The 17,089-nt window shown below is 71.9% G+C and carries 14 protein-coding genes and 1 pseudogene; 7 read left to right on the forward strand and 8 right to left on the reverse strand.

Features of this window, described 5'->3' with window-relative positions; translation table 11 throughout:
• Nucleotide 1 precedes the first annotated feature (1 nt).
• Both dusB and ppdK read left to right on the forward strand, forming a co-directional pair.
• On the forward strand, nt 2–1,165 hold the full coding sequence (dusB, locus tag OHA86_RS26540) for a tRNA dihydrouridine synthase DusB (RefSeq protein ID WP_329179129.1): 1,164 nt from the start codon (nt 2–4) through the stop codon (nt 1,163–1,165).
• A gap of 949 nt (nt 1,166–2,114) precedes the next feature.
• Entirely contained in the window at nt 2,115–4,826 is a 2,712-nt protein-coding gene (gene ppdK, locus OHA86_RS26545; protein ID WP_443071897.1) for a pyruvate, phosphate dikinase, read from the forward strand.
• 173 nt (nt 4,827–4,999) lie between these two features.
• Here ppdK and OHA86_RS26550 read toward each other — a convergent pair whose 3' ends face one another.
• Both OHA86_RS26550 and OHA86_RS26555 read right to left on the reverse strand, forming a co-directional pair.
• Nucleotides 5,000–5,548 (reverse strand): NUDIX hydrolase, encoded by a 549-nt coding sequence (locus OHA86_RS26550; RefSeq protein WP_329179131.1) that lies wholly within the window; start codon nt 5,546–5,548, stop codon nt 5,000–5,002.
• Nucleotides 5,549–5,556: 8 nt separating this feature from the next.
• Nucleotides 5,557–6,676 (reverse strand): annotated as a pseudogene (locus OHA86_RS26555) (adenosylhomocysteinase).
• 869 nt (nt 6,677–7,545) lie between these two features.
• On the opposite strand from OHA86_RS26555, the gene OHA86_RS26560 reads away from it, so the two are divergent.
• A complete protein-coding gene (locus tag OHA86_RS26560; RefSeq protein WP_329179132.1) occupies nt 7,546–8,070 on the forward strand; it encodes a GNAT family N-acetyltransferase in 525 nt (174 codons plus the stop codon).
• Between the two features lie 56 nt (nt 8,071–8,126).
• Here OHA86_RS26560 and hemC read toward each other — a convergent pair whose 3' ends face one another.
• The 3 genes from hemC to OHA86_RS26575 form a co-directional block, all read right to left on the reverse strand.
• On the reverse strand, nt 8,127–9,098 hold the full coding sequence (gene hemC / locus OHA86_RS26565) for a hydroxymethylbilane synthase (RefSeq protein WP_329179134.1): 972 nt from the start codon (nt 9,096–9,098) through the stop codon (nt 8,127–8,129).
• 163 nt (nt 9,099–9,261) lie between these two features.
• Nucleotides 9,262–9,513 (reverse strand): DUF7848 domain-containing protein, encoded by a 252-nt coding sequence (locus tag OHA86_RS26570; RefSeq protein ID WP_329179135.1) that lies wholly within the window; start codon nt 9,511–9,513, stop codon nt 9,262–9,264.
• A complete protein-coding gene (locus tag OHA86_RS26575) occupies nt 9,510–9,764 on the reverse strand; it encodes a hypothetical protein (RefSeq protein ID WP_329179137.1) in 255 nt (84 codons plus the stop codon). The genes OHA86_RS26570 and OHA86_RS26575 overlap by 4 nt, the downstream gene beginning before the upstream one ends.
• Nucleotides 9,765–10,032: 268 nt before the next feature.
• On the opposite strand from OHA86_RS26575, the gene OHA86_RS26580 reads away from it, so the two are divergent.
• From OHA86_RS26580 to OHA86_RS26590, 3 genes are read left to right on the forward strand one after another with little or no spacing between them, the layout of a single operon-like run.
• A complete protein-coding gene (locus OHA86_RS26580) occupies nt 10,033–10,290 on the forward strand; it encodes a hypothetical protein (protein WP_329179139.1) in 258 nt (85 codons plus the stop codon).
• A complete protein-coding gene (locus OHA86_RS26585) occupies nt 10,265–10,792 on the forward strand; it encodes a DUF6879 family protein (protein WP_329179141.1) in 528 nt (175 codons plus the stop codon). The genes OHA86_RS26580 and OHA86_RS26585 overlap by 26 nt, the downstream gene beginning before the upstream one ends.
• A gap of 20 nt (nt 10,793–10,812) precedes the next feature.
• Nucleotides 10,813–11,664 carry a helix-turn-helix domain-containing protein gene (locus tag OHA86_RS26590; RefSeq protein WP_329179143.1) on the forward strand — a complete coding sequence of 284 codons (852 nt, stop codon included), beginning with the start codon at nt 10,813–10,815 and terminating at the stop codon, nt 11,662–11,664.
• Nucleotides 11,665–11,932: 268 nt separating this feature from the next.
• Here OHA86_RS26590 and OHA86_RS26595 read toward each other — a convergent pair whose 3' ends face one another.
• A complete protein-coding gene (locus OHA86_RS26595; protein WP_329179145.1) occupies nt 11,933–12,652 on the reverse strand; it encodes a DUF4230 domain-containing protein in 720 nt (239 codons plus the stop codon).
• Nucleotides 12,653–12,937: 285 nt separating this feature from the next.
• Here OHA86_RS26595 and OHA86_RS26600 point away from each other — a divergent pair, with 285 nt between their 5' ends.
• The gene (locus tag OHA86_RS26600; protein ID WP_329179146.1) at nt 12,938–13,996 is read left to right on the forward strand and encodes a LacI family DNA-binding transcriptional regulator; all 1,059 of its coding nucleotides are present in this window, start codon (nt 12,938–12,940) and stop codon (nt 13,994–13,996) included.
• A gap of 114 nt (nt 13,997–14,110) precedes the next feature.
• Here the strand turns inward: OHA86_RS26600 and nirD are convergent, their stop codons facing one another.
• Together nirD and nirB are read right to left on the reverse strand one after the other, a co-directional pair.
• Nucleotides 14,111–14,488: a nitrite reductase small subunit NirD gene (gene nirD, locus OHA86_RS26605; protein WP_443071898.1), complete on the reverse strand. Its 378-nt coding sequence runs from the start codon at nt 14,486–14,488 to the stop codon at nt 14,111–14,113.
• Nucleotides 14,485–17,013: a nitrite reductase large subunit NirB gene (nirB, locus tag OHA86_RS26610; RefSeq protein WP_329182568.1), complete on the reverse strand. Its 2,529-nt coding sequence runs from the start codon at nt 17,011–17,013 to the stop codon at nt 14,485–14,487. Before nirB ends, nirD begins: the two co-directional genes overlap by 4 nt.
• Between the last annotated feature and the right edge of the window lie 76 nt (nt 17,014–17,089).

Consider the following 17,089-nt stretch of genomic DNA (forward strand, 5'->3'; position numbering starts at 1 on the left):
CATGACCGCTGACGCCACCCTGGCCCCGCCCGCGCCCGGCGCCCTCCGGATCGGCCCGCACACCGCGTGGCCGCCTGTCGTGCTCGCGCCGATGGCCGGTATCACCAACGCGCCCTTCCGCACGCTGTGCCGGGAGTTCAGCGGTGGCAAGGGGCTGTTCGTCAGCGAGATGATCACCACCCGCGCCCTGGTCGAGCGCAACGACAAGACGATGCAGCTCATCCACTTCGACGCCACCGAGACGCCGCGCTCCCTCCAGCTCTACGGCGTCGACCCGGTGACCGTCGGCAAGGCCGTGCGGATGATCGCCGACGAGGACCTGGCCGACCACATCGACCTCAACTTCGGCTGCCCGGTGCCCAAGGTCACCCGGAAGGGCGGCGGCTCCGCGCTGCCGTACAAGCGCAATCTGCTGCGGTCGATCCTGCGCGAGGCGGTCGGCAACGCGGGGGACCTGCCGGTCACCATCAAGATGCGCAAAGGTATCGACGACGATCATCTGACGTATCTGGACGCCGGACGGATCGCGGTCGAGGAGGGCGTCACAGCGGTCGCCCTGCACGGCCGCACCGCCGCCCAGCACTACGGCGGGACCGCCGACTGGGACGCCATCGCCCGGCTCAAGGAGCATGTGCCGGAGATTCCGGTGCTCGGCAACGGCGACATCTGGTGCGCGCAGGACGCGCTGCGGATGATGCGGGCCACCGGCTGCGACGGGGTCGTCGTCGGCCGCGGATGCCTCGGCCGGCCGTGGCTCTTCGGTGACCTCGTCGCCGCCTTCGAGTCGCCCGGGCTCGCCCCGGCCGCGCCCGACTTCGGCCGGGTCGCCGCGGTCATGCGGCGGCACGCGGAATTGCTCGGGCTCTGGCTCGGCGACGAGACCCGCGGGGTGGTCGACTTCCGCAAGCACGTGCCCTGGTACACGAAGGGCTTCGCGGTCGGGTCCGATCTGCGGCGCGCCCTTGCGACGGCCTCGACCCTGGCGGAGCTGGACGAGCACCTCGGGGCTCTTGACCAGGCGCAGCCGTGGCCCGCCCACGCGGATGGTCCGCGGGGGCGGACCGCTGCCGGCAAGCGGGTCGTCCTGCCGGACGGGTGGCTGAACGATCCCTTCGACTGCGCCGCGGTGTCGGCTGACGCCGAGTCCGACACGTCTGGCGGCTGACGCCGCCCCGGGTACGCGATTCGGTAAGGCGGCGCCTTACCAGTGGCGCGGGGAGCCGCGCGGCCGGCCACGATGCACCGTCGTGTGCGGACGCCCCCGCGGGGGCGCGTGGAACTGCGCGCTCAGCCCCCACCGGGGCGCGGGTCGTCACCGACCCGAAGGGTCTCCTCGGTCCGCTCCGGACCACCGGCCGGTGGTGGGTTGCTCGCGCAGTTCCCCGCGCCCCTGATGGGCACCCCCGTGCCGGAGGGAGCCGCGCAAGCCACCGCGCCCCTGGTGGGGCACCCCCTTGCCGGAGGGAGCCGCGCGAGCCACCGCACCCCTGGGCGGGCACCCCTTGCGGCACGGGCGCCGCAATACCCCGCGCCCTGATGGGGCACCCCCGTGCCGGAGGGAGCCGCGCAAGCCACCGCACCCCTGGTGGGGCACCCCCGTGCCGGAGGGGTGCCGTCGGAACCGCCGTGACCTCGGGTGGGCGACCCCTGCCGCGGGGGGAACCGCCGGAGACCCCGCCCCCGGGGGAAGCGCGCTCGCCGACGCAGCGGCACCCTCAGCCGCAGAGGGCGCCCCAGGCGAAACGCGTACGTCCGGGAGGTGAGACGCACGGCGTGATTCGTACCACATCTGATACGCCTTGCGCTCAAAAGAGCGCCCGTGTGAGCACCCCACCTCTCGAATGCACGGCACTCAGTGCCACCGCCAACCGTGCAGAGGGTCACGCCAACCGTCACTCACCGTAGAGACCGCAACCCCGGAAGCTCGCGCAGCGACACGCTGGCTTCGGTTCGTGAACGCACGCCGAAGCCCCGGCGGTGAGCCGGATACTTTCGAAGTATCGGCAGACGGGCGGTTAAAACCGTGTGTCGTGCTGATGGACGCACTGCGGAGCCTTGGAGATGGGTACGCTCCCCGCCGTCAGGGCAACCCGGTCGCGAGGAGTCGAGGCCCAGTGTCGGCACGGCAGCAACAGCAGAAATTCGTCTACGACTTCACTGAGGGCAACAAAGACCTCAAGGATCTGCTCGGCGGGAAGGGTGCGAACCTCGCCGAGATGACCAACCTCGGGCTTCCGGTCCCTCCCGGATTCACCATCACCACCGAGGCGTGCAAGGTGTATCTGGAGTCCGGCGCGGAGCCCGCCGCGCTGCGCGACGAGGTGAGTGCGCACCTCGACGCGCTGGAGCAGCGCATGGGCAAGCGGCTCGGGCAGCCCGACGATCCGCTGCTGGTGTCGGTGCGGTCCGGCGCCAAGTTCTCGATGCCCGGGATGATGGACACCGTCCTGAACATCGGCCTGTCCGACGCCTCGGTGGACGGCCTCGCGGCCCAGGCCGACAACGAGCGGTTCGCCTGGGACTCCTACCGCCGCCTCGTGCAGATGTTCGGCAAGACCGTGATGGGCGTCGAGGGCGACCTCTTCGAGGAGGCGCTGGAGGCGGCCAAGCAGGCCAAGGGCGCCGACAGCGACCTCGGCCTGGACGCGGCCGACCTGCGGCAACTGGTCGAGGACTTCAAGCGCATCGTCGTCAAGGAGACCGGCCGGGACTTCCCGCAGGAGCCGCGCGAGCAGATGGACCTCGCGATCCGCGCGGTGTTCGACTCGTGGAACACCGAGCGGGCCACGCTGTACCGCCGCCAGGAGCGTATCCCCGGCGACCTGGGCACCGCCGTCAACGTGTGCTCGATGGTCTTCGGCAACCTCGGCCCCGACTCCGGTACGGGCGTGGCCTTCACGCGCGACCCGGCCAGCGGCGCGCAGGGCACGTACGGCGACTACCTCCAGAACGCGCAGGGCGAGGACGTCGTCGCCGGCATCCGCAATACCGTGCCGCTCGCCGACCTCGCGGGCATCGACAAGGCGTCGTACGAGCAGCTGATGGCGATCATGGAGACGCTGGAGACGCACTACCGGGACCTGTGCGACATCGAGTTCACCATCGAGCGCGGGCACCTGTGGATGCTCCAGACCCGGGTGGGCAAGCGGACCGCGGCGGCGGCCTTCCGTATCGCGACGCAGTTGGTCGACCAGGGCCTGATCACCGAGGCCGAGGCCCTCCAGCGGGTCACCGGGGCGCAGCTCAGCCAGCTGATGTTCCCGCGGTTCGACGACACGGTCGCGGACAGCGCCTCGGTCACGCGGATCGGCTGGGGCATCGCGGCCTCGCCGGGCGCCGCGGTCGGCAAGGCGGTCTTCGACTCGTACACGGCGGTGAAGTGGTCGCGCTCGGGTGAGCAGGTCATCCTGATCCGCCGGGAGACCAACCCCGACGACCTCAACGGCATGATCGCCGCCGAGGGCATCCTCACCTCGCGCGGCGGCAAGACCTCGCACGCGGCCGTCGTCGCCCGCGGCATGGGCAAGACCTGCGTGTGCGGGGCGGAGGAGCTGGAGGTCGACACCAAGCGGCGCCGGCTCACCGCACCCGGCGGCGTGGTGATAGAGGAGGGCGACCTCATCTCGATCGACGGCTCCACCGGCAAGATCTACCTCGGCGAGGTACCGGTCGTACCGTCGCCGGTCGTCGAGTATTTCGAGGGCCGGATGCACGCGGGCGCCGACGAGGCGGACGGCCTGGTGCAGGCCGTGCACCGGGTGATGGCGTACGCCGACCGGGTCAGGAAGCTGCGGGTGCGGGCCAACGCCGACAATGCCGAGGACGCCGCGCGCGCCCGCCGGTTCGGGGCGCAGGGCATCGGCCTGTGCCGTACCGAGCACATGTTCCTCGGCGAGCGGCGCGAGATGGTCGAGCGGCTGATCCTGGCCGACACCGACACCGAGCGGGACGAGGCGCTGGGCGCGCTGCTGCCGTTGCAGCGGGCCGACTTCATCGAGCTGTTCGAGGCGATGGACGGCCTGCCGGTGACCGTACGGCTGCTGGACCCGCCGCTGCACGAATTCCTGCCGGACATCACCGAGCTGTCGGTACGGGTCGCGCTCGCCGAGTCCCGCAAGGACGCCAACGAGAACGACCTGCGGCTGCTGCAGGCGGTGCACAAGCTCCACGAGCAGAACCCGATGCTGGGCCTGCGCGGGGTGCGGCTCGGCCTGGTCATCCCGGGGCTGTTCGCGATGCAGGTACGCGCCATCGCCGAGGCCGCCGCCCACCGCAAGGCGGCGAAGGGCGACCCGCGGGCCGAGATCATGATCCCGCTGGTCGGCACCGTCCAGGAGCTGGAGATCGTCCGGGACGAGGCCGACCGGGTCGTCGCCGACGTCGAGGCGACGACCGGCACCCGGTTGAAGCTGGCCATCGGCACGATGATCGAACTGCCGCGCGCCGCCCTGACCGCGGGCCAGATCGCCGAGGCCGCCGAATTCTTCTCCTTCGGCACCAACGACCTCACCCAGACCGTCTGGGGCTTCTCCCGCGACGACGTCGAGGCGTCCTTCTTCACCGCCTACCTGGAGAAGGGCATCTTCGGCGTGTCCCCCTTCGAGACCATCGACAAGGACGGGGTCGGCGCCCTGATCCGCAGCGCGGTGGCCGCGGGCCGCGCCACCCGCCCCGACCTCAAGCTCGGCATCTGCGGCGAGCACGGCGGCGACCCGGAGTCCGTCCACTTCTTCCACGAGGTCGGCCTGGACTACGTCTCCTGCTCGCCCTTCCGCATCCCCGTCGCCCGACTGGAGGCCGGCCGCGCGGCCGCCGGCCCCCACTGACCCCCCGACCGGGCCGGCCCGGTCCACCGCCGGCGGCCCTTTGCCCTGGGGGCCGAACCCTCACCGACCGGTGGACCGTCCCCGGCCCTTCCCCGCCGGGGGCGGCGCTTCGTGCGGAAGCGCCGCCCCCGGCTTCCTCACGTGCGGGGCCGGCCCGGTGGCGGTAGGAGAGGTCAGTGCGCCGGGGCCGCCAGCAGCCGGGTGCGCAGGGGCTCGGCGGTGATCGTGTCGGCGAACCGCCAGGAGTAGTCGAGGACCTCCTCCGCCTGGAGCGCCGAGACGTCGGCGGTCGTGCGGAACAGGAACCGGAAGTCGAAGTGCTGGTGGTCCGGCTCGTCCTTGGCGGGGTTGGCCGCGATGGGGTGCACGTCGATGTGCAGGGGAACCGGGCCGACAGGGGTGACCAGGTCCGGGTGGATGCCGGTCTCCTCGGCCAGCTCGCGCAGGGCGGCGAGCATCAGCGTGCTGTCCTCGTCCTCCAGGTGTCCGCCGGGGAACAGCCACTTCCCCAGGGCTTTGTGCTCGACCAGCAGCACGCGGCAGTCGGGGCGCAGCAGCAGGGCTCCGGCGGTGACGTGGCCCCGGAATTCCCTGCGCCCGACGATGTGGCCGCCCGCCTCGTCGAGCACCTGGAACAGGCCGGACAGGGAGTTCTTGTCCTCGGGGTGCCGGCCCAGGTAGGCGTTCAGCGTGTCGTGGATGTGCTGCTCGGTGATGGTCACGGGTTCCCTCAGCGGTTGAAGTAGGCCAGCCAGGTGTCGGCGATGGCGGCCCGGTCGGTTGCGGACACCTCGTGCATACCGGGGTCGAGGCCACCGCGGGTGAGCATGCGGATCGCGGCGAGGATCTCGGCCTGCACGAGGAAGATGAACGGCCCGACGCTGGCGCCGTGCAGGAAGTTGACGGCGTTGCCGCCGTTGAGCAGATAGAAGTAGTGGCCCGTGGTCTGGTAGCGGGTGATGTGGTCGCCGACCCGGTTGCGCTGGTAGACGGCGGGCAGGGCGGCCAGGTCGAGTTCGTCCTCGCTGCTGGTGACCGTGGCGACGTAGGCCCCGTTGCGGAGCGTGGAGAAGTCCTCGCTGCGCAAGGAGATCGCCCCGGTGGCGCACAGGACCAGGCCCGCGTCGTGCAGGGCCTTGTCCCGGTCGCGGGCGACGGCGAAGCCCTGGCTGAGGGCCTGGGCGCGGCGGATGGGGTCGATGTCGTGCACGGTGACCTGGACGCCCTTGGCGTGCAGCAGACGGGCGATGCTGGAGCCGAGCTTGCCGAAGCCGATGACCAGCGCGGGCCGGCCGTGCAGGATGTCCCCTCGTCCGCGCATGAGCGCCTCGGTGGAGAAGACCACGGACTGGCCGACGAGGAAGTCCTCGGGATCCTTCAGCGGGGAGCGGGCCACCGACACCACAGGGCAGTTGCGTTCGTCCAGCTCCGCATACCGCTTGTGGCCGTTCTCGGTGTCCTCGACCACACCGAGGATCGTCCCGGAAAAGCGCTCCTGGAGGGCGTTCAGGGTCGGGGCGAAGTAGCCGCCGACATCAAGCAGGACAAGTCGCTCGCCCGCCGCACGGCTCTCGACGTACTCGACGGTCCGGTCCGGGTCGGCGAACAGCTCGCGGGTGAGCGGGTCGCACTGCACGATGGCCTCCACCTCGCGCTGGGCGACGGGAGCGATGGACTTCGGCTTGGGGAGCACAGCCCGCAGGCGGGACGCGGTGCCGACCGCGGACGAAGCTCGGGCGCTCGGGGAGGAGGTGCGTGACGAGGAACGAGGAAGGCGGATCTTCAGGGCGGAAGCGCTCTGTGATCTTGCTGAAGTAGGTGTCCAAGCGGGCGCGTTCAAACGACTCCACGGGTTCACCTCTCTGAAGGGATGCGGTGCTGACGGTCCTGGCGCGGTACGGGGACGGTGCGCTGCTCGTCCGAGTCGGCCGTCCCGAAGACGGCGTCCGTTGCTCAGTGAACGACGGCCGCGCCCTGTGCAGGAGGAAAAATGGCTCCGGTACGCAGTCGCGCCCACCGGAAATTTCCGGTTGTTCGCTACTACCGTCGCGTTCCGGATGGCTACTTTGGGTCAGTGGAGCCGAACCGGGACCTCGTCAGCGCCTTCAACGAGGCGGGCTTCACCCAGGCCGAGTTGGCCGACGCGGTGAACGCCTACTCAGCCGAGCACGGTCATGAGGGCACCGTCAGCGACCGGACTGTCCGGCACTGGCTGACCGGAAGAACTTGCTGGCCCCACCCACGTCAACGGGAGGCGTTGGGGGCAGTGTTCGGTTGCACCGTCGAGGAGTTGGGATTCCGTCCTCCGGCGAGGCCGAGCGCTTCCACCACACCCTCGGAGCCACCCGTGAGGCGACGTGACTTCATCACCGCAGCCACCGGTTCGGCGGCGGCCGTCGTCCATTGTCCGAGATCGGGCCGGCGACCCGGCGGAGGCAGAAGCCGCCTCGCATCGGGCACTGTCGGCGATTCCAGGACGATTCCGTAGGAATCGGGCAATGGCGACCATGCGGCTGGCGCTGTCGCAGCTCCACCAACGTGACGTCGACCAGGCTTGCGACACTGCCGCTTCCGTCTTCACCCTCATGGCCGGAAGCCCTATCACCGGCAGGACGAGGTCGCTTCTCGGTGACTACTACCGTGACTTGATCACTCTGGCGCCAATGGCCCCGATCACGCGAGAGTGGGCCGACCGCTACCGACTCGAATGGACGCGTGCATGATGACCGCCATCCTCGACGTGCGTCACTACACCCACGACGATCTGGCGCAGATCCGGCAGACGATCCTCAACATCCATGCCGACGCCTACGCGGACAACATGACCGAGTTCGATGAGCGCTTCCCCTGGTTCGTGGACCACTGGGGCGGCAACCCCGGCTTCGCCTGCGTCATCGCGTACGACGGGGACCAGGCGATCGGCTTCGCCTACGGCGCTCCGGCGGCCCCGGAGCGCGAGTGGTGGCGTGAGCACCTCGACCCGGCCCCGGAGAAGCACCGCACGTTCTCCTACTCCGAGCTGGCCGTCCACCCGGACTGGCGGAAGAAGGGCGTCGCGGACCGCCTCTCCCGCGCACTGATGGACGGCCGGGACGAGGACCTCGCCGTCCTGCTGGTGGACGTGGACCACCCCCGAGTCCAGGCGCTGTACGAGTCCTGGGGGTACCGGAAGGTGGGCGAGCGCCAGCCGTTCCCCGACTCCCCGGTGTACGCGGTGATGATCGTGGAGTTGCCGCTTCCCTGAGGGAGGCTGATCCCTGTTGATGCCTCACCTGCCGCCGCGACGTGGCCCTCGATGCTTCAGTGCGGGATGCCCGCGATGATCTCGCCTGCGCCCTGCCGGAGGAGTTCGGCGGCGACCCGGGTGCCCAGTGCGGTGGGGTCGTTGCCGGTGCCGCCCAGCAGGTGGGTGTGGACGAAGGCCGAGCCGTCGGGGGCGAAGACCATGCCGCGCAGGGAGAGCTGGCGGTCCGGGGCGGTGACGCAGTGGCCGGCGATGGGGCTGTTGCAGTGGCCCCGCAGGTCGTGGAGCATCGCGCGCTCGGCGGTGACCTCGGTCATGGTCCTCTCGTGGTTGAGCCGGGTCAGCAGCCCGGTCATCGGGCCGTCGTCGTGGCGGCACTCCAGGCCGAGGGCTCCGGCACCCACGGCGGGGAGGAGGTCGTGGACGGTGAAGACCTGCCGGCCGCGGTGGGACAGCGCCAGCCGCTCCAGGCCCGAGGTCGCCAGGATCATCGCGTCCAGCGGGGTGTCGTTCTGCTTCCTGGCGTCGAGCTTGGCGATCCGGGTGCCGACAGCGCCGCGCACGCGTACGACGTCGAGGTCCGGGCGCAGCCGGTTGAGCTGGGCCTTGCGGCGTACGGCCGAGGTGGCCACGGTGGCGCCCGCCGGGAGGTCGTCGAGGGTGCGCATGGCGGAGCCCTCGGGGAAGAGGAGGACGTCCCGCACGTCGTCCCGGGGCAGGTAGGCGGCGAAGACCAGGCCCTGGGGGAGGGCGACATCGCCGGGGACGTCCTTCACGCAGTGGACGGCCAGGTCCACCTCGCCGCGCTGGAGCATGGCGTCGATCTGCTTGACGAACAGCCCCTTGCCGCCGAGTTGGGCCAGGTCGCCCTGCCACCGGTCAGCCTCGGTGGTGACGGGGGCCAGCTCGACCCGGAGGCCCGGCTGCTCCTTGCGCAGGAGGCCGGCCACCAGGTTGGCCTGCGCCAGCGCCATCGGTGAGCTGCGGGTGCCGATCCGCACGGTCCGGTCGGCCGGGAAGGTGTTCATGGGGCAGGAGTCCTCTCGTTCCGCGTCTCACGGTAGAGGGTCCGCCCGGCAGCCCGCGCCGCCCCCGCGCGCGGCCGGTCAGGGGCCGGCAGCGTGCGGGGGCGTGGCGGAGGACCCCGCCGCCGGTACGGGGGCGCCCGGCGGCGGGGGGTTCGAGGGGGCGTCAGTTCTGCATTTGCGTCCGCCAGAAACGCGTGATGCTCTCGCGGAAATGGGTGTGCCCCGGGTGCTTGGCCGAGTGCTTGATCGCCCACGCCTGCCCGTCCGCGACGTCCTCGGACGCCGGGGACCGCGAGCCGCCGCCGTCCGGCGCGTCGAGCGTCGAGCACGTCGTGCACTCGAACTCGTACAGCGGTTCCTGGGGTGCGCCCGCGGCCCGATCGCGGGTGATCAGCCAGTTGACGTGCCGAATCATCGTGCGTCCTGCGGCCTCAGCAGCCCTTGGGCACGCATGCGGTCGGCGAGCACGTCGGAGGCCGTCGCGGGCCTGACGCGGTCCGGGCCGGCGTCCCACTCCAGCCCGCCGCGGGCGGGCCGGAGGGCGTAACGTCCGCGGTCGCAGGCCATCACCCGGGCCAGAATGCCGCGGCGGCCGGTGTCCACGACCAGGTCGCCCACCGCCGGCGGTCTGCCATCCGCGGGTCGGGGGTCTGTACTCTCGTTCATGTCGTCGCCCCTTCCGGCGCCGAACACCCCCCGGACCGTGGCGCGGTCGCGGGGCTCTCTACTGCACGCGCCCGCGTACATCGGCGCGCGGGGGCGGGTGCTGCCCATGACGGTAGGGATGCTTCGTTCACCAGCGCGACCGATGTTCACCGATGTTCATCACGACGCTGTGACAAGTGACGATGCGTCGATGCGGCCTTGACCGGGAGTCGCGGCAGGGGCAACGGTGGCGTACACCCGTGAACACCCCCTGACGTCGGAGGCAGCAATGGCATTACGGTTCGTCGGCATCGACCCCACCACCGGAACCGGTGAGAGCCCGACGGTCTGGGTCGACCAGGAGAAGGGGGAGCTGGTGCTCCAGGGCTGGAAGCCCGACGAGGACACGCTCGCCGAGTGCGGCGCCTTCGAGGCTCCCGGGCACGCCGTCGGCATCCCGGAGACCGAGGCCGTGATCCGTATCCCCGCCAGAATGGTCGACATGGTCAGGGAGGCGTGCGATGTCCTCGATCGTGCCCACCTTTGACGAGCTGCTGGGCACCGCCGCGCACTCCGCCGTGCATCTGGAGATGCGCGACGCCTACGGGGTGAACAGCGAGGCGGCCGACTTCGCCCGCTGGAGAGCCACCGGCGAGCGCGACACCGACCCGGACTCGGCCTACTGGAGACCCTGGGCGGAGCTGGTGCGGCGCACCGTCGCCCGCGGCGTCGTCGTCCGCCGGGCGCGGATCGTCAGCGAGCCGGTCAGCGACTACATCCGCTACGAGTACGCGGGAACCGTCGTCAACCTCGGCGCGGGCGAGCAGGTGCGGTGGCTGCCGCGCCGGCAGGCATCGGACATCCCGCTGCCGGGTAACGACTTCTGGCTGGTCGACAGCGCCGTCGTCCGGTGGAACCACTTCGCGGGGGACGGCGTGTCCGGCGGCGGGGAGATGAGCACCGACCCGACGGTGGCCAAGCTGTGCGCCGACGCCTTCGAGCTGGTGTGGTCCCGGGCGGTCCCGCACGACCAGTACACGATCCGCTAGCCGAGAGGCCACATCGTACGATGCCCGTATCGCCGTCGTCCGCGGCCCAGACCGCCCGCGAGGTCGTCGCCAGGCGCCTGCGCGACCTTCGCGCGGACGCCGGGATCACCGGCACCGAGCTGGCCAGGCGGTGCGGCTGGACGCACCCCAAGGTCAGCCGGATCGAGAACGCCCGCACCCCGCCGACCCCCCGCGACATCCGCCTGTGGTGCGAGGCGTGCGGCGCGGGCGACCAGGCACCCGACGTCATCGCGCAGGCGCGTACCGCCGAGTCGCTGTACGCCGACTGGCGCCGCCGCGTCCGCACCGGGCTGCGGCAGCTCCAGGACAGCTACGTCGAGCTGTACCGGGCCACGAGCCTCTTCCGCGTCTACTCGCCGACCCTGGTGCCCGGCCTGCTCCAGACCGAGGGGTACGCCCGCGCGCTCCTGTCCGCGAACGCCCGGCTCCTGGCCATACCGGACGACTCCGCCGAGGCCGCGCTCGCCCGGCTGCGGCGCTCGCAGATCATCCACGAGCCGGGGCGCCGCTTCGTCCTGCTCATCGAGGAAGGCGTCCTGCGCTACCAGCTCGGCGACCACAATGCGATGGCGGCGCAGCTCGGCCACCTGCTGACGGCCGGCGCGCTCCCGGCGGTGTCGCTCGGCGTCATCCCCGGCGCCACGCGTGAGCGCGTCGTGTGGCCGCAGGAGGTCTTCCACATCTACGACGAGGCGCTGGTGTCGGTGGAGTTGCTCTCGGCCCGCGTCAAGGTGACCCAGCCCACCGAAATCGCCCTGTACACCGCCGCGTTCGAGCAGCTGCGGTCCATGGCGGTCTACGGCGCCGATGCGCGGGCGCTGATCGTCCGGGCGATCGAGTCGCTGAGCTGACCGCGGCCGGCGGCGGGCACGGGTCCGCCACGGCGGTCAGGGCGTGGACAGGGCGGCGCGGGGGACAGGGCGGCCCCGGTGCCGGCCCGGTTGCGGGCCGAGCACCGGGACCTCGCCCGCGCCTGCCGGCCTGCGCCCGCGGCCGGCCGCCGCGCAGACGCCGGACGGCGAGCTGCTCAGGCAGCTCGCCGTCCTCACCGACGCCATGGAGGAGCGCTTCGTGTACGAGGAGCGGCGTTCTGCTCCCGGCGCTCCGCGCTCCGTGGCCTTACGGCGTCGCGCTCGCCTTGCCCGAGGCGGAACCCGACGGTGTCGGGGTCGCCGTGGCCGGCGGTCCGAAGGTCACGTTGACGGTGGTGAAGCCCAGGGAGGTCAGCAGCCCCTGGAGCATCGTGCGGGTGTTGGTCTCGGCGCGGCCGGCCAGCTCGGTCTGCTTGGCCGCGTCCTGGATCTTCTGTGCGGCCAGCTCGCTGAGCTTCTGCATGTTGCCGGTGTCACTGCCGAAGAAGTCGCCGACCCGGTCGAAGAAGCCGCGCTCCTGGGAGACGACGTAGGAGTGCTGGGTGTCCAGCGAGGTCCGCTCAAGGGCCGCGTGCGGCAGCCGCACCGACGCCGTCTTGCGGTCGTCGGAGACCGTCACCGCGTTTTCCTTGACCGAGCCGAGGTCGACATAGGCGTCGACGCTGCCGGCCCCGACGTAGAGCGTGCGCTTGCCGTGCACGATGTCGGGCAGGTACTTGGCGTCCTTGTCGAGGTCCACCACGACCTCGAAGTTGCCGCTCGCGCCTTCGAAGCGGTTCATGTCCTGGATCGACTTCAGGAGCACGGGACCGCTGCGGTCCTTCGTCGTCTCGGCGAACGGGTTCGGCAGCCCGGGCAAGAGGTTCGCCTTGCCGAGCAGGACGAACAGCAGTCCCAGCACGACGATCCCGATTCCCGTCTTCGCCCACCAGGGCATCCGGCTGACTGCGAATTGCTGCGTGGCCATGACACACCTCCTCCCTGGACCGGTTACCCGGGATCGCGGCGGGCATGGCTGGTATTCCGCTGGACACGCCGCCGGGCGGGCTGACCTGACGGGATGTGACCCGGGGAGCCCCCGCCGGGCCCTGCCGGGGGAGGGGCGGCAGCGGCGGTCCGGCCGGATCGGGTCCCGCCGGGTCGTGGGTCCGAATATTTCGGCCGTGTAACCGAATCTTTTGGGTCTCCGTGACGGCGATCTACGAGGTCGTGGCGCGGACGGACCCCGCCCGGCCGGGCTACGATCGCTGCCATGAGTGCCACGATTCCCCAGCCTTCGCACGATGACCAGTCGGGAACCACCGGCGAGGGCGCGGCGACGCTCGCCGAGATCGCCCGGGCCGCCGGAGTCTCGGCTCCGACTGTTTCGAAAGTGCTCAACGGTCGCGGTGACGTGGCCCCGGCCACCCGCAGCCGGGTCGAGGACCTGCTGCGCCGGCACGGCTACCAGCGCCGCCGCGGCAGCATGCAGCCCGCCCCGCTGCTCGACCTCGTCTTCCACGAGCTGGACAGCTCCTGGGCGATGGAGGTGATCAGGGGCGTCGAGCGGGTGGCCGGGCAGGAAGGCCTGAGCGTGGTGCTGTCGGAGTCCGCGGGCCGGCTCAGCCCGGGCCAGACCTGGGTGGACGGGGTGCTCGCCCGCCGGCCGACCGGCGTGATCCTCGTGCTGTCCGGGCTCGACCCGGCGCAGCGGGCGCAGTTGATCAGCCGCGACATCCCCTTCGTGGTGCTCGACCCGGCCGGCGACCCCGGCGAGGACGTGCCCGCGATCGGCGCGACCAACTGGCAGGGCGGTCTGGCCGCCACCCGCCATCTGCTCGACCTCGGCCACACCAGGATCGGCGTGCTCGGCGGCCCGGCCGGGATGATGTGCAGCCGGGCCAGGATCGACGGCTACCGCGCCGCGCTGGAGACGGCGGGAGTGCGCTACGACCCCGGCCTGGTGGTCGCGGGCACCTTCCACCACGAGACCGGCTACACAGCGGGCCTGGAACTGCTGCGCAGGCCCGACCGCCCCACCGCGGTCTTCACCGGCAACGACCTCCAGGCGCTCGGCCTGTACGAGGCGGCCCGCGAGCTGGGCCTGTCGATCCCGCGCGACGTCAGCGTGGTCGGCTTCGACGACCTGCCGCTCGCCACCTGGATCAGCCCGCCGCTGACCACCGTGCGGCAGCCGCTGACGGAGATGGCGGAGGCGGCGGCCCGCCTCGTGCTGGACCTGAGCCGCGGCCGCGAGCCGAGCACCCTGCGGGTGGACCTGGCGACCCGGCTGGTGGAGCGCAGCAGTACGGCTGCGCCGGCCGGTGCGTAGCACGCCGCCGCGCGGGTCGGGGGCCGAGGCCGGGGGCCGATCCCCGGCCCGGCCCGCCGCGTGCGCTGCCCGTGCCCGGGTTCCGTGGCCGACCGCGCCTGGCGCGGGCGGCGTTCAGGCCGCCGGCGGGCGGATGCGTACCGGATAGCTGGCCACCGTCACCGCGTCGTCGTCCAGGCAGCGCCCGTCGGCCAGGTCGAAACGCTGCTTGAGTAGCGGCGAGGCGACGTAGGGCCGGTCACCGACCGAGCCGAGCAGGCCGTGGCACAGCACGCCCGCGCCGGTGAAGGGGTCCACGTTGCCGATCGCGTAGAGCCGCCCGGCCCGGTCGCGGAAGAGCGCAGCCTGGCGTCCGTCGGGCAGCAGCGCGGCCACCCCGCGGCCGGGCAGCAGCTCACCGGCCGCGCACACCGCGAACCAGTCCTCGCCGGTGAGCAGTTCGACCGTCCCGCCGAGCGGCGGGGCCGGGGGAGGAGGCGTGCCGTCGCTCACGCGGTCACCGTTTCCGACAGGGCCAGCAGGACCGGCTCGGGCTTGATCTGGCCGCGCTCGGGGACGAAGCGGACCGTGGGGTCCGGGGTGTTCGGCGCGTTGACGAAGGACACGAAACGGCTCAGCCGCTCCGGGTCGCCGAGGGTGTCCGCCCACTCGTCGCGGTATCCCGCGACATGCGCGGCCATCAGGGCCTCCAACTCCTCGCAGATCCCCAGCGAGTCGTGGACGACGACGTCGCGTACGTGATCGAGGCCGCCAGGAACGCGCTGGAGCCACACACTGGTGCGCTCCAGCGGCTCGGCGGTGCGGATGTAGAACATCAGGAAGCGGTCGATGAGCCGCACCAGTTCGGCGTCGGACAGGTCCTTGGCCAGCAGGTCGGCGTGCCGGGGGGTGGCGCCGCCGTTGCCGCCGACGTGCAGATTCCAGCCGTTCGCGGTCGCGATCACCCCGAAGTCCTTGCTCTGCGCCTCCGCGCACTCGCGCGCGCAGCCGGACACCGCCGACTTGAGCTTGTGCGGCGAGCGCAGCCCCCGGTAGCGCAGCTCCAGGTCGATCGCCATCCTGACGCTGTCCTGCACGCCGTAGCGGCACCAGGTCTGCCCCACACAGGACTTCACCGTCCGCAGCGCCTTGCCGTAGGCGTGGCCCGACTCGAAGCCGGCGTCCACCAACCGGGTCCAGATCGACGGCAGTTGCTCCACCCGGGCGCCGAACAGGTCGATCCGCTGGCCGCCGGTGATCTTCGTGTAGAGGCCGAAGTCGCGGGCCACCTCGCCGATGACGATCAGCTTCTCGGGGGTGATCTCACCGCCGGGGATGCGCGGCACGACCGAATAGGAGCCGTTCTTCTGCATGTTGGCCAGAAAGTGGTCGTTGGTGTCCTGCAACGCGGCCTGCTCGCCGTCCAGTACGTGCACGCTCGCGCCGACCGTGGCGGCGAGCGAGGCCAGGACCGAGGCGACGGCCGGCTTGCAGATCTCGCAGCCGTCGCCGCCGCGCGCGCTCTCCCGGCCGTGGGCGTCCAGCAGTTCGCGGTAGGAGGAGATCCGCAGCGCGAGCACCATCTCGTACAGCTCGGCCCTGCTCTGCGCGAAGTGCGGGCACAGGCCCCGGTCCACCTCGACGCCGTTCGCCGCCAGCTCCGCGGTCACCAGCTGACCCAGCACCTTGGCGCAACTGCCGCAGCCGGAACCCGCCTTGGTGCGCTTCTTCACCTCGGCGGCGCTGCCGCAGCCGTGGTCGGTGACCGCGCCGCGGATCACGCCCTTGGCCACGTTGTGGCAGCTGCAGATCACCGCCTCGTCGGGCAGCGCCGCCGGGCCGAGCGCGACCGGCGCGCCCGCGCCGGCCGGCAGCACCAGGTGCTCGGGCGCCACCGGCGGCACCGAGCCCGTCAACGGCCGCAGCACACCGTACGATTCGACGTCGCCGACCAGGACGCCGCCCAGCAGGGTGCCGTCGGCGCCGACCACCAGCTTGCGGTAGATCCCCGAGCGGGCGTCGGAGTAGCGGATGTCCAGGCTGCCGCCGGTGGCGCCGTGCGCGTCGCCGAAGCTCGCCACGTCCACCCCGAGCAGCTTGAGCCTGGTGGACAGGTCGGCGCCGGTGAAGGCCGCGGGGGAGCCCGCGAGGGTCCGCGCGGCGGTCTCGGCCATCTCGTTGCCCGGCGCGACCAGGCCGTAGACCCGGCCGTCGGCGGCGAGCGCGCACTCGCCGATCGCGAAGACCGCCGGGTCCCGCGTACGGCACTGCTCGTCCACCACGATCCCGCCGCGCTCGCCGACCGGCAGCCCGCAGGCCCGCGCCAGGTCGTCGCGCGGCCGTACGCCGGCCGAGAAGACCACCATGCCGGCGGGCAGCACCGAACCGTCCGACAGTGCCATCCCGGTGACCCGGCCGTCGCCGCCGACCGTGATCTCCCGGGTGCCGACACCGGTGCGCACGCGCACGCCGAGGCCCTCGACACCGCGCCGCAGCGCTTCGCCGCCGCCCTCGTCCACCTGCGCCGGCATCAGCCGCGGCGCGAACTCCACCACGTGCGTGTCCAGGCCGAGCCCCCTGAGCGCGCCCGCCGCCTCAAGCCCCAGCAGCCCGCCGCCGACCACGGCACCGCTCGTCACGCCCCGCGCGTACGCCTCGATCGCCAGCAGGTCCTCGATGGTGCGGTAGACGAAGCAGCCCGCCGCGTCCCTGCCCGGCACCGGCGGCACGAACGGGTACGAGCCGGTGGCCAGCACCAGCGTGTCGTAGCCCACCACCAGCCCGGAGCGGGCGGTCACCGTACGGGCGGCGCGGTCCACCGCGACCGCCGGGTCGCCCACGTACAGCTCGATCCCGTGCCGGGCCATGAAGCCGGCCTCGACCATCGACAGGTCCTCGGGACTGGCGTTCTCGGAGAAGTACGAGGTCAGGTGCACCCGGTCGTATGCCGGGCGCGGCTCCTCGCACAGCACGACCACCCGCGCGCGCCGGGTCACCCCGTGGTCGGCGAGGGCTTCGAGGAAGCGCTGCCCGACCATCCCGTGGCCGACGAGCACGATGGTGCGGTCCGTGCGGTCCGTGCGGTCCGTGCGGTCCGTGGCGGTGCGGTCCGTG

Origin of the sequence: Streptomyces sp. NBC_01477, from assembly GCF_036227245.1 — a bacterium.
GTDB lineage: Bacteria > Actinomycetota > Actinomycetes > Streptomycetales > Streptomycetaceae > Actinacidiphila.